11 protein-coding genes and 1 pseudogene are annotated in these 12,386 nt (G+C 69.6%); 10 read left to right on the forward strand and 2 right to left on the reverse strand.

All coding sequences use genetic code 11. The features are described from left to right. Nucleotides 1–51: 51 nt before the first annotated feature. Nucleotides 52–2,325, reverse strand: a complete 2,274-nt coding sequence (locus tag DM816_RS14535; protein WP_162907473.1) for an RNA polymerase sigma factor — start codon at nucleotides 2,323–2,325, stop codon at nucleotides 52–54. Between the two features lie 87 nt (nucleotides 2,326–2,412). Between DM816_RS14535 and DM816_RS14540 the strand changes: the two genes are divergently transcribed. The 4 genes from DM816_RS14540 to DM816_RS14555 are packed head-to-tail and all read left to right on the forward strand — an operon-like array spanning nucleotide 2,413 to nucleotide 5,941. Then, nucleotides 2,413–3,576, forward strand: a complete 1,164-nt coding sequence (locus tag DM816_RS14540) for a PLL family lectin (RefSeq protein ID WP_162907474.1) — start codon at nucleotides 2,413–2,415, stop codon at nucleotides 3,574–3,576. Further along, nucleotides 3,546–4,109, forward strand: coding sequence for a zinc metalloprotease (locus tag DM816_RS14545; RefSeq protein ID WP_117210766.1), 564 nt, complete (start codon nucleotides 3,546–3,548; stop codon nucleotides 4,107–4,109). The genes DM816_RS14540 and DM816_RS14545 overlap by 31 nt, the downstream gene beginning before the upstream one ends. A 39-nt stretch (nucleotides 4,110–4,148) precedes the next feature. Next, nucleotides 4,149–4,736, forward strand: a complete 588-nt coding sequence (locus tag DM816_RS14550) for an SRPBCC family protein (RefSeq protein WP_117210767.1) — start codon at nucleotides 4,149–4,151, stop codon at nucleotides 4,734–4,736. Then, nucleotides 4,733–5,941, forward strand: a complete 1,209-nt coding sequence (locus DM816_RS14555; RefSeq protein WP_117210768.1) for a zinc-dependent alcohol dehydrogenase — start codon at nucleotides 4,733–4,735, stop codon at nucleotides 5,939–5,941. Before DM816_RS14550 ends, DM816_RS14555 begins: the two co-directional genes overlap by 4 nt. On the opposite strand, the gene DM816_RS14560 is transcribed toward DM816_RS14555, so the two are convergent. Beyond that, nucleotides 5,905–6,414 carry a hypothetical protein gene (locus DM816_RS14560; protein WP_117210769.1) on the reverse strand — a complete coding sequence of 170 codons (510 nt, stop codon included), beginning with the start codon at nucleotides 6,412–6,414 and terminating at the stop codon, nucleotides 5,905–5,907. The genes DM816_RS14555 and DM816_RS14560 overlap by 37 nt on opposite strands. A gap of 200 nt (nucleotides 6,415–6,614) precedes the next feature. Here DM816_RS14560 and DM816_RS14565 point away from each other — a divergent pair. From DM816_RS14565 to DM816_RS14590, 6 genes and pseudogenes are all read left to right on the forward strand, one after another. After that, nucleotides 6,615–6,953 (forward strand): annotated as a pseudogene (locus tag DM816_RS14565) (BlaI/MecI/CopY family transcriptional regulator); the annotation flags it as partial. 23 nt (nucleotides 6,954–6,976) lie between these two features. Then, the gene (locus DM816_RS14570; protein ID WP_246001945.1) at nucleotides 6,977–7,819 is read left to right on the forward strand and encodes a M56 family metallopeptidase; all 843 of its coding nucleotides are present in this window, start codon (nucleotides 6,977–6,979) and stop codon (nucleotides 7,817–7,819) included. A gap of 43 nt (nucleotides 7,820–7,862) precedes the next feature. Continuing rightward, the gene (gene ccsB, locus DM816_RS14575) at nucleotides 7,863–8,663 is read left to right on the forward strand and encodes a c-type cytochrome biogenesis protein CcsB (RefSeq protein WP_117210771.1); all 801 of its coding nucleotides are present in this window, start codon (nucleotides 7,863–7,865) and stop codon (nucleotides 8,661–8,663) included. Between the two features lie 117 nt (nucleotides 8,664–8,780). Next, the gene (locus tag DM816_RS14580) at nucleotides 8,781–11,096 is read left to right on the forward strand and encodes a WD40/YVTN/BNR-like repeat-containing protein (protein ID WP_117210772.1); all 2,316 of its coding nucleotides are present in this window, start codon (nucleotides 8,781–8,783) and stop codon (nucleotides 11,094–11,096) included. Beyond that, a complete protein-coding gene (locus tag DM816_RS14585) occupies nucleotides 11,089–11,916 on the forward strand; it encodes a hypothetical protein (protein WP_162907475.1) in 828 nt (275 codons plus the stop codon). Before DM816_RS14580 ends, DM816_RS14585 begins: the two co-directional genes overlap by 8 nt. A 231-nt stretch (nucleotides 11,917–12,147) precedes the next feature. After that, nucleotides 12,148–12,384, forward strand: a complete 237-nt coding sequence (locus DM816_RS14590) for a hypothetical protein (protein WP_117210774.1) — start codon at nucleotides 12,148–12,150, stop codon at nucleotides 12,382–12,384. Nucleotides 12,385–12,386 lie beyond the last annotated feature (2 nt).

A 12,386-nucleotide genomic window follows, 5' to 3' on the forward strand; every position in this document is an offset into this window, starting at 1 on the left:
AGGGGCAGCGCGGGAGGGGGATGGATGGGGGAAGGGAAGGGGAGGGAGGGGTTAGGGGGTGCGGAGGTAGGTGAGGCCGAAGTGGGTGTCGGTCGGTAGGCCGGATGGAGCGTGGCAGTAGACGTCGATGAGGAGCTCGGGTGGGCGGCTGTGGGAGTTTATCGCGCCGAGGTGGCAGAATGTCCCCGGCGAACGGGGCATGACCTGGACGCTGTCACCGAACTTGCCGAGGTTGTTCCAGATTAGCCGGTACCATCCGGTGCCCATCCTGGTCACGCTCGGCACCTCACCGTTGCTGGCGTAACTGTGTGCCCGGTCAATGGACGGGTTCACCGGGTCGCCGGTTGTCATCGCGTACGCCGCGGGTGTGCCGGCGGCACGCGCCAGCCCGACTCCATCCACATAGGACATCAGCCATCCGGTGTCGGCCGGGACCGGCACGGCCGAACCGGTGAGGGCGTGGCAGGAGACGCCGATTTCGACACCGCCTGACACCGCGACGGTATCGCTTGCGGCGCACTGGATGGCCGCGCTCCCGCCGAATGCTGTAAGTTGCACATACCCGGCTCCGGGGCGAAAGACCGTGCCCTCAAGGATTGCGCGATACCGGCCTACGCCGTCGCGCGCCACGCGGTTGGCCCGTCCGGCGGAGTTGAACGTGCCCGGGTTGTCGATCACCCCACCGTCTCCCGCGCCCGGCCCCCGGTACCAGATAGTGGCATAGGGCGACGACCCGGTTGGCGGCGCCGCGAAGAAGAGCGTGAACCACCAGTCGGCCGGCGCTCCCTTGTCGTCGAAGCAGCGCACGTCGACCAGTTCGTCGGGCCCGTCCGGCCGGTACCCGGTCACCCCGCACACCCGCGCCCGATAGCGCGTGCGATAGGCGGTCGTGTGCACGATGCCGAAATCGTTTGCCACATCGGGCATGCGAACCGTGTAGCTGCCCGTCCCGGTGTGCACGACCGTTGCCTCCCGCCCCCGCTGACCCGGGAAGCCCGCCCCGGTTGTCCATTGCGTCTGCGGCGCGACCTTGGTCGGCGTCCCGATGGGCGCCTCCTCCTCGGTCGCCATGTTCACATACACGTATCCCCATCGCGGCTGGCTCACGGTCGGATTGCCCGGTGCGGCAGGCACTCCGGATGGCCGCGGAGCAGTTGTAGGACCGGCACCAGGCGCGGGAGTGGGCGTCGATGATGCCGGCGGCCCAGCCGTCGTGGCGACTACGGACGGCGATGGCAGCGCCTCGGCCCCACCCGGTGCGGGATCGGACACCGCGAGCGGCACGACGATTGCCGCGACCGCCGTCACGGCCAGTGCCACCGCTCCGATCGCCGGATTCTGTTGCACGACCTCGACTATCCGCCCGAGCCCCGGAGTCGCGTTGGCCGCCGAATACAGCCGCGCCAGCACCGCACTCCCGCCACCGCCGCCGCCCTTTGGCAGCGTGTCCATGGCGGGCGGAGGCGAATCGGCGAACCTGCGCAACACTTCCGGCGCTGCCGCGATCGGGATGCCGAGAAAATCCTTGGAGATTCCAGTACGCCGCGCGTCCTCGTACCGGTCACGGCAGGTCTCGCACGCCTTGATGTGCCGCTTGGCCCGGCGGTAAACGGCTGTCGTGAAACCGGACGCGCCACCCGGCTGCCACTGCACGGAGCCGACGAGCTCGGCGCACGCGTTCATCCGTACCAGATAAAGGCTTAAGAGCCTATCGATGACCTTCCCCTTGGCGGCGTGCACCGCCTTGTCGAGTTTGGACGGTTCGATTCCCGCCACGGCCGCCACGTCCTCGCGCCCCAGATCCTGGGTGTAGGCGAGCATCACGAGGTCGAGCTCGGCGGGGATGTCGTGCGTCGCCTGCCGCAGCCACTGCCCGAGTTCCTTCGCCCCGGCCAGCTCGTCGAGCGTGTGCTGCCGCGGATCCGCGCCGAAATCGAAATCCGCCGTCGGCGCGGGGACCGCCCGCGCTCGACGCTCCGCGTAGCGCTGCACGTCACGCCGCGCGGCCGTGTAGACGTACGCGTAGAACGACCGCACACCATGGGCGAACTCCAACCCGTTGCGGCCGTGGGCCTGCCGCACCCGCGCGATCAGATCCCGCGACAGGTCGAGCGCGTCCTGCTCGTCGTCGACCCGCAACGCGAAATAGTGGAAGATCCGGTCCACCTCGGCCTCGCACAGCGCCGTGAACGCCGCTTCGGCCCGCCGCCCGCCGGCCCGCACGAGGCCTACCAGAGTGTCGCCCGCCCGCTCTCGGGCCTGCCGGTCGCCAGTCACCGCCGCCTGGGCGGCGAGCTCGTCGAAGTCGCGATCCATGGTGGTCACGCACGAATCGTAGGCGGCAACGCAAACCTGTTCCAGATCGTTCCGCCCCATGGCATGAGCGACCGCGCGCCTCATGTACTTACACGCATGAGACCAATGCGCATAATCGTCCCGGTCCTGGCATCGCTGGCCGTGCTTGCCTCACCGGCCCCGCCCGTGCATGCGTGGGGGTGGGACTACGCAGTGCCCGCCGACGCGGAAAGCAGCGGCGTCGTCTCGCTCGCGCGCAGGCCCGAAGTCCTTGACGTGTTTTGGATCCGCTCCGACGGCGCGGTCATGAACAGCACATGGAGCGAGGCAAACCCGCGCTGGGAGGCGTGGGTCGTCGCCCCGCCCGGCTCGGCGCAGCCCGGCAAGCTTGCCGGCGGGCTGGCCGCGATCGCCCGCAATCCCGACCACCTCGACGTGTTCTGGATCCGGCCCGAGGGTGGCGTGTCCACGTCGTGGTGGCACGCTGGCACTCCACATTGGAACTGGGCCGCGCCCCGGTCCATCGCCCCGGCCCGCGACGCCCTGCCCGGTGCGCTTACCGTGGCCGCGCGCAACCCCGATCAGCTGGATGTGTTCTGGATCGGGCCGGACCGCGCGATCCGGACGGCCGCGTGGAACCCTTGGCGCGACTGGCTCCCGCCGTGGTCGATCACCGGGCCGGGCGTCGCCCACTACCCGGGCGGTGCGTTGTCGGTCGTCTCGCGGACGCGCGATCAGCTCGACCTGTTCTGGGTGCGCCCCGACGGGGGCGTCACCACCGCGTGGTGGAATGCCGCCGCCAACTGGCCCTGGCGCCCGATCGCGCCGGCCGGGCATGTCCTGATCGGATCGTCCCGGGAGCCGCGGCGCTCTGCCCTGACCGCCATCGCGCGCCGGCCGGACCAGCTCGACGTGTTTTGGATCGGGCCTGATGGCGGCATCGGTACGACGGCATGGAACCCGCATCGCGATTGGCCCGCGCCGTGGCCCATCGCCTGGCCCGGCGCGGCGGCACCCGGCGCGATCGCTGCCGCCAGCCGCTCGCCCGGCCAGTTGGACCTGGCGTGGATCTCCAACGAGGGCTTCGTCCAGCAGCTGGGCTTCGACGAGCGCCTCACCGGAGGATGGGCGGGACTGACGGCTACCGGTCCGGGCAAGGCCGTGCCGGGCGCGGTCGGCCTGGTCGGCCGCCGGGTGCACCACCTGGACGCGTTCTGGGTCCGCCCGGATCGGGCGATCGGCACGAACTGGTGGACGCGGAGCGGATCAGCGTGCACCTGAAGGTGGTCAACCAGCCCGGTGCGGACCTCAACCCGATCGTGCAGGAGCTGTCGGACGCGCAGCAGCTCTACTTCAAGGCGGAGGTCGGCATCTCGCTCGCGTCGATCGAGCGCATCGACGTCCCGGGCATGGACGAGGTGGAGGTCGGCAGCTGCCCCGCGGCACGCAAGCACGAGCTGACCACCGAGCAGGCCAAGCTGTTCGAGCACCGGAACTTCGTGCGCCCGTCGGAAATCGTCATCTACGTGGTGAAGGGAATCGTGGCGTCCCGGGATGGGGTCCTCGGCTGCGCCAACCACCCGGCCGGCCGGCCTGGCCTGATCATGCGGCACACGCCCACGAACCGGTGGACCATGGCGCACGAGCTGGGGCACGTGCTCGGCCTCAGCCATCCGGACTGCATATTTGAGCAGTGCCTGCCCTGGCACGACAACCTCATGTGGCCGGATGACTCCAAGCTCAGCAAGCCTCAGCCCGACCTCACCGCGACCCAGAAAGCGATCATGTATCTGAGCCCGTACACCAACTCCTGAACACGCGTAGGACCGTACCCGGCCGGGTAGAAGCACCTGATGGTGAACAAGAAGGTGGTGGCCGCGGCGACGGCAGCCGCCGCGGCCACAGCGGTCGTGGTGACCGCGCGCACGCGGCAGCGGCTCAGCGGGCCGCGGGTCACCATGCGGAGCGTGACGGTGGACCGGCCGGCTTCGGTGGTCTACGGATTCTGGCGGGACCTGCCCGGCCTCGCCCGCGCGCTGGACCGCGAGGCAACGGTCGAGGTGGTCGACGACAGGGTGTCGCGGTGGGCCGTGCGAGGAGGCCGGCTCACGGTGGAAATCACCGGTGAGGAGCCGGACCGGATGCTGTCGTGGCGCGTCGATGACGGCATCGTGCCTCATACGGGACGGATGGACCTGATCGAGGCGCCCGGTGGCCGGGGCACCGAGATGCATGTGTCACTGAAATACGACTTGCCGGGCGGGCCGATCACGGGCGACGAGCCCGACTCGGTGTTGCGCACCCTTCTGCGCCGGATCAAGCAGCTGCTGGAGTGCGGCATCGTGACCACGACCGACGGACAGCCCACCGGGCGCGGCCCGCTGCAGGAGCGGATCACCCGGGTGGTGCAGCACAGGCTGGTGACGGGAGGGCGGCCATGAAGGCATTGTGCTGGGATGGCGTCGGTAACCTGAAACTGCACGACGTCCCGGAGCCCTCCATTTTGGACGGACGGGACGCGATCATCAAAGTGCTGGCGAGCAGCGTGTGCGGGTCGGACCTGCACCTGATCAACGGATATCTACCGGCGATGCGCGAGGGCGACATCATGGGCCACGAGTTCATGGGCGAGGTCGTCGACGTCGGACCGGACGTCAAGCGCATCTCGCCCGGAGACCGCGTCGTGGTCGGCTCGGTGATCGCGTGCGGCAGCTGCTGGTACTGCCGCAATGAGGAGTTCTCGCTGTGCGACAACAGCAATCCGCAACCGGTGATGACCGAGAAGCTGTGGGGGCACGCCCCGGCCGGAATCATCGGCTATTCGCAAGCCGCCGGCGGGTTCGCCGGCAGTCATGCGGAATATGTGCGCGTTCCGTTCGCCGACATCGGCTCGTTCCGGATACCGGAAGGTGTTGAGGATATGGCGGCGGTGTTCGTCTCCGACGCCGTACCGACCGGCTGGATGGCCGCGGAGATGGGCGGCATCAAGGGCGGCGACGTCGTCGCCGTGTGGGGCGCCGGCGGGGTCGGCCAGATGGCGGCCCGCAGCGCGCAGCTGCAGGGCGCGGGCCGGGTCGTGGTCATCGACCGGTTCCCGGATCGGCTCGACACGGCCGCCGGCCAGCTGGGTGTCGAGACACTCGACTACACGACCGATGACGTGCAGGAGGCGTTGCGCGAACTGAGCGGAGGGCGTGGGCCGGACGTGTGCATCGAGGCGGTCGGCATGGAGGCCCACCAGACGGGTGCCGTCGGCGCCTACGACAAGGCCAAGCACGCGCTGCGCATGCAGACCGATCGGCCTTCGGCCGTGCGCGAGGCGATTCTGGCCTGCCGCAAGGGCGGGACCGTGTCGATCGTGGGCGTGTTCGGCGGGTTCGTGGACAAGTTCCCGTTGGGCGCGGCCATGAACAAGGCCCTGACGTTGCGGATGGGCCAGATGCATGCGCAGCGCTACATCCCCATGCTGCTGGAGCGGGTCGCCGAGGGCGAGATCGATCCTTCCTATTTGGCGACCCACCCGCTCCCGCTCGATGAGGGGCCGGACGGGTACCGGATGTTCGAGCAGAAGCGGGATGGGTGCCTGCGGGCCGTGTTCCGGCCGCACACTCAGTTGGACGGCGGGTCGTACACCACCGGTGCGTAGTGCTGCGGCGGGCCGCAGTAGCCGGGCGCCGGTGGTCGCGTGACCGGCAGCGGGTGCCGGCACACCTGGACCGTGAGCCGGCTTATCCCGGCCGCCGTCGCGGTCGGCCTGATGGTGATGGTGATGTCGGCGACTTCGTTGTCTGCCAACACCTCTGCCCGCAGGATGCTGCTGCCCGCGTAAGCGGTGAAGGTCGTGACCGCGTAAAACCTGTCATCGCGGCAGAGGAACCCCCACTCGTCGGGCAGCGGGTGGTCGACCAGCCGTCCGCGGATGTCCACCGAGGTCGGCCGGATCGGGGCGGTCGTGCTGTAGCCCCAGGTCAATGATCCCTTCGCGGCGGCGTAGCGGCAGTTGTCTCCCGACGGGGCCGCGAACGGGAAGGTGGCGCTCGCGTGGGCCGGCGCGGCGGGCGTGGCCACGAGCGCGAGAATCGTGGTGACGGCAAGGAAAGCCGTCCGTAGTGCGTTCATGCCGATCCTTTCGATAGATAGGCATCTGGCAATAGAATCGCGGACCCGGCGGCGTGGGTCAACTACGTCACACAAAGTCGATCACATGACCACCCGCGGTGTGGCCGTCGGACAGCGCGCGTGCGGCATGGCCGATGTCGGGCTTTCGGCGTGCTGGTCCCGTTCGTAGTCGTCCACGGCTACATGATGTACTGCACGTCGTGGGACGTCGCGGTACCGGTGAGCTCGAACGAGCCGTGATGGATGTGCTGTGGGCGGCCGAGGGGCCGCTTGCCGTGCGCGTGGTCGCCGAGCGGCTGGGCGGCGAGCTGGCGTACACGACCGTGATGACCGTGCTGGATCGCTTGGCGGGCAAGGGGTCCGTGACGCGCCACCGCGAGGGCCGGGCGTGGCTGTACGAGGCGGCGGCGCCCAAGGAGGCGTTCCTGGCCGAGCTGATGCGCGACGCACTCGACCAGGCCGGTGATCGGGGCGCCGTGCTGGCGCACTTCGCCCACATGGTGTCGGAAGAGGACGCGGGTGCCCTGCGCGCCGCCCTGCGCAAGGACTCCCGTTGAGGCACGTGCTCAGCCACGGCAGCCACTATCTGGCGGTGATCGCGATCTGTGCGCTCGCGATCGGGCCGCTGAGCAAAGCGCGCTGGCCGCTGCGGCACCCGGCGCTGGGCATTGCCACATGGCAGGCGCTCCTGATCTCGGTGTGCTCGGCGGTCGTCGGACTGGCGCTGTCGATCGCCCTGGCCGGGTACGGCACGGGGGAGCTGGCGGGCCTGTGGCAGCTTCTCTTCTCCAACAGGCGGCCCCCGCTCTCGACGGCGCAGTGGGCCGTGCTCGGCTTGGCCGCGCTCCTGACGGTCGCGCTCGCCGCCGTGTTCGGGCGGTGTGCCGTGGCCACCGCGGCCGCCCGCAACCGCCACCGCCATCTGCTGGACCTGGCCGGTGAGCGGGTGAGCGACCGGTTCATCACGCTGGAGCACCCGTTGCCGGTCGCCTATTGCGTGCCGGGAAGGCCGCCGCGCACGGTTGTCAGCACCGGTGCACTGGCCATTTTGGACAGCCGCGGCCTGGAGGCCGTGCTCGCCCACGAACAAGCCCACGCCGCCGAACGGCACGATCTCGTGCTGCTGCCGTTCACCGCGCTGCGTGCGGCCCGCCTGCCGGGCGCGGCCGTCGCGTGTGCCGCTGTGGCCCTGCTGGTCGAGTGCCGTGCCGACGACCGGGCCTCCCGGCACGCCGGCCACAAGGCCCTGCACCGGGCGCTGGCGGCCGTCGGCGCCCATCCCGTGCGCGTTGCCCGAGCCTCCTGCGCGCCGCAGCCCGTGCGCAGACGCACGCCGATCGTCGTGGCGTTGGCCGTGCTGACCGTGGCGTCGACTCCGTGGAGCCTGCTGGCATACCCGTGGTGACGGTGTGTTCTACTACAACATGTAGTAGAACGCGGAGGCGAACATGTCCGAAACCCTGCTCATCGCGGCCATCATCGGGTACGTGGTCGCCATGGCCCTGCACACGGCCGAGGTGGTTGTCCCGCAACGGGCCCGAGCCCTCGGGGTCGCGGCGCTCGTGGCCACCGTGCTCACCGTCATCGTCCACGCCGCGTGCGTGCTCACCCGCGCCGCCGAGGCCCGCCGGGTCCCATGGGGCAACATGTACGAGTTCCTGCTCACCGCCGCCCTGGCCGGCGCGCTCACCTGGCTGGTCCTGCTCACGCGCCCCCGCCTGCGCCCGCTCGGCCTGTTCGTGACACTCACCCTGGCTCTCGCGCTGGGCGCTGCGGGCCGCGTCTATGTGCGGGCCAATGCGCTCCCACCCCCGCTGCAGTCGCCCTGGCTGCGCGTGCACGTCGCCACCGCCGCCCTGGCGACGGGCCTGTTCCTGGTCGGGTTCGTCGCCACTGCCCTGTATCTTGCCCGCCTGCGCGGAGCCAATCACCTTCCTGAATTGTCCACTCTGGACCGGCTGGCCGCGCGCATGCACCAGATCGCGTTTCCGATCTGGACATTCGCCGTCGCCACCGGCGCGGTGTGGGCGGAGGCGGCCTGGGGACGGTACTGGGGCTGGGATCCCAAGGAGACGTGGGCCTTCATCAGCTGGACCCTTTATGCCAGCTATCTGCACGCCCGCTCCACGGCGGGCTGGCGCGGCCGTCCGGCAGCGGTCATCGCCTGTGCTGCATGGGCCAGCATGCTCATCAACGTGTTCGTCGTCAACATCTTCGTCTCCGGCCTGCATTCCTACGCCGGGTTTTGACCATGGAGTTGATGCCGTGACACACCGTCGAACATGGACTTAAGCTCATGATCAACGCAAAGGGGGTGGCTCAATCGGCACCTTCCAAGTCGATCGATGCACGGTTACGCTATGCGGATGAATCGGTGGGTTCGGTCGAGGCGGTTGCGGATTCGTTTGGTCGGCGTGCTCGCGGGCGCCGCCGTCGTGACACTGGTGGCAAGCCTGCTATCCCTTGCGGGAAGCCCGGTTGCGCCGCACAATGCGGTTGCGCCGGAGGTGGAAAACCCGGCCGAGCCCTATGAGTGGATGTGGCTGCAGCGGGCCAATGCCGACGGCTCGATCCCGCCGACGGCCTATCGTGACGCGCTCGCCCAGGTCGAGCGGATTGAGGCCGAGACCGACGCGGTCGGCCCACAGCTTTCGGGCGCGCGATGGCAACTGCTGGGCCCCAGCAACATCGGCGGCCGGCTCATCGATCTCGTTTTGGACCCCAAAACCCCCGGGATTGTGTACGTGGCAGCCGGCACCGGAGGCGTGTGGAAGAGCACTGACGGCGGCGTCACCATGAGCAGCGTGTGGCCCGACCGGCTCCCGCAATCCCTTGGGGCGCTTGCCATCGCGCCCGACGGCACACTCTACGCCGGCACGGGCGAGCCCGACCACGGTGGCGGCGGGTCCTATTACGGCACCGGTGTCTACCGCTCGACCGACGGCGGCGCGCACTGGCACAGCCTCGGACTTTCCGACACGGGCGCGATCGGGCGCATCCGCATCGACCCGGCCGACCCGCGCCGCATCTTCGTGGCCGCACAGGGCAGGCTCTTCGACACCGGCGGGGAGCGCGGTGTGTACCTGTCGGAAAATGGCGGCAAGAGCTGGCGCAAGGTGCTCGACGGCCTGAACAGCTCGACCGGCGCGATCGATCTGGCCATCAACCCGGCCAACCCCGACATCGTGCTCGCGGCGATGTGGGACAAGCTGCGCTTCCCCGACGGGCGCGAATATGGCGGCCCGGGCTCGGGCGTCTACCGATCCACCGACGGCGGCCAGACGTGGGCCCGCATCGGCGCGCCGCTGCCCGCGCCGGAGACCGAGCCGGGCCGCATCGGTGTCGCGTTCGCGCAGAGCGACCCCAACCGGGCATACGCCATCACCAACGACCGCATCGGCAACCTCACCGGGTTCTTCGTCTCCAACGACGCGGGTGCCACCTGGATCCGGCCCATGACCGGCGAGCCCGCCCTCGACAGCGGCGACGGCGGGTTCGCGTGGTGGTTCGCGCGGCTGTGGGTCGACCCCAACGACGCCGATCACCTGTTCTCGGCGGGCGTGCCGATGATGGAGTCGCGCAACGGCGGGGCCAACTGGGTGGCCAGCCCGGGTGGCCGGTTCCACGTCGACCAGCACGCGATGGCGTGGGACCCGCACCACCCCGGCCGGGTCTACATCGGCAACGATGGCGGCCTGTATTGGTCGGACCAAAACGGTGACGTGACGGGCACGTGGACCGCCGCGAGCTACCAGCCCTACATGCAGTTCTACGCCATGGACGTCAGCGTGCAGGACGTGACCCGGGTTTCGGGCGGCACGCAGGACAACAACTCGCTGCGCTCGTGGGGCGGCACCGACTGGAACGCCTATCGCGGCGGCGACGGGATGTTCAACCGGATCAACCCGGTGGACCACAACAACGTCTTCGCGTGCGCGCAAAACGGAGCGTGCGTCCGCTCCGACGACGGCGGTAACACCATTACCAACATCCGGCCGCGCTTCGCCGGTACCAGATTCAATTGGGCCTCTCCCTTGGAAATCGCGGCGGGCGACCCCAGCACGGTCTACTTTGGATCGAACATCCTCAACCGCTCCGACGATCGCGGCGTCACCTGGCGCGCGGTGAGCCCCGACCTGACCGGCGGCCCGTCGCCGCGCGGCACGTTCGGCACCATCACGACCATCGGCATCGCGCCCAGCGACAAGGAAACGGTTTATGTGGGCACCGACGACGGCAGGCTGTGGGTGACCCGCGACGGCGGCGGCGCCTGGACCCAGCTCACCGATCCGGGTCTGCCGCAGCGGTGGGTCACCCGGGTGACCGTCGACCCGGACGACGCCAACACCGCGTGGGTGACGTATTCCGGGTTCAAGTGGGAGAGCGAGACCCAGCCGCACGTGCTGATGACCACCGACGGCGGAGCACATTGGACCGACATCTCCGGCAACCTGCCGCAGGCCCCGGTCAACGACGTCATCCGGCACCCCAAGCACCGCAAGTGGCTCTACATCGGCACCGACATGGGCGTGTTCTTCACCCCCAACCTGGGCCGCACGTGGCTCAAGGTGGGCAAGAGCTTCCCGGCCGTGCCGGTCACCGACATCCACTATCACGCGCCGACCGGCACGCTGTTTGCGGCCACGTTCGGGCGCAGCATCCTGAAGACCACGGTTGGCTAGGGCCCGGGTGCGGGAGCTGGCTGAACTCGGCCTGGTGGACTGGGCGGGGCTGGAGCACGCCTACGGCGACGCGGCCGATGTGCCGGACCTGTTGCGCGCGCTCGACGACGACGACGAGTCGTTCGGCGATCTGCTCGGCGCGCTTTGCCATCAGGGTCGGCGGTTTTCGGCCAGCGCCGCGGCCGTGCCCTATCTGGCCGGGCTCGCGCGGCGACCGTCGCTGGTCATGCCCGTGCTGATGTCGCTGGGCTACCTGGCGATCGGCGACGACGATGTGCACACCTTCCCGCGAAGCTTCGAGGCGCAGGGTCTGGGCAGTGGTGCTGACATCGCGGCATACGAAGCCGTTCAGGCGGAGGTGCCGAGCCTGGTGCCGCTGGCCGGGCACGCGGACCCGGTGACCGCCGAGGCCGCGATCTGGCTCGTGTCATGGTTTCCGGCGCTCGTGGATGCGACGCTTCCGGCCGTGCGGGCCGCCGCGCCGTCGATCACCCGGACGCTTGCCCTGGGCCTGCTGGGCGATGACGCGATCGCTCCGGGTGGCTGGCCGGAGGCGGTCGCGGCGGTGTGCGCCGGGCACGCCGATTGGGCGCTGGACGAGGTGCTCGCCTGCGCCCGCAGGATGCGCGAGCCGGAGCTTTCCGGGGCGCCCACGCCATATCTGTCCGGTGATGTCGCTTATCTTCTGACTGCCGCGTTACGCTTGGCGCCCGATGCTCGGCGGGCGGAAGCAGTCGCGGCAATGGGGTTCCTGGCCGACCGGGTGAAGGGTTCGCGGGCCGCGGTCATCCGTGGTGTCCGGGCTCAGGTGGACGTTTAAGCCCGATCGATGCCGGTGGCCGGTCTAGACCCCGCTGGCCCCGCTGCGACCTCTGGGCTCATCGTCCCGTTGACCCCACTTTTGCGGGGGCCAATTACGTGCGGTGGCGGATGTTTCGGCCGCGCGGCGGCGGGATCGTTGTTGGTGCGTGGGAGTGATCCCTACACCCCCGGGGGATCGCTCCCACACAAGGAGCCAGCGGAATACGGGATAATAGATCAGGAGGCGATCATGAGCACGCTGACCATGGACACCCGCTGCGAGGCGCTGTTCGTGTCGAACCTGCAGTCGTCGCAGCATCCGGCCGCCCCGGCGGTGCGGGCAGCGGTGCGCCGCACCCTGCAAAACCTCGGCGTCAACGATTGCGCCGCCCGCGTGGCGCAGGAGTTCGGCGACCACCCCGAGACCGCGGTGCTGCGGATGCGCTGGGCGCGCGAGGCGATCCAGGAGGCCTACGCCAGGCAATGACG

This window comes from Allorhizocola rhizosphaerae (assembly GCF_003426775.1).
GTDB classification, from domain to species: domain Bacteria; phylum Actinomycetota; class Actinomycetes; order Mycobacteriales; family Micromonosporaceae; genus Allorhizocola; species Allorhizocola rhizosphaerae.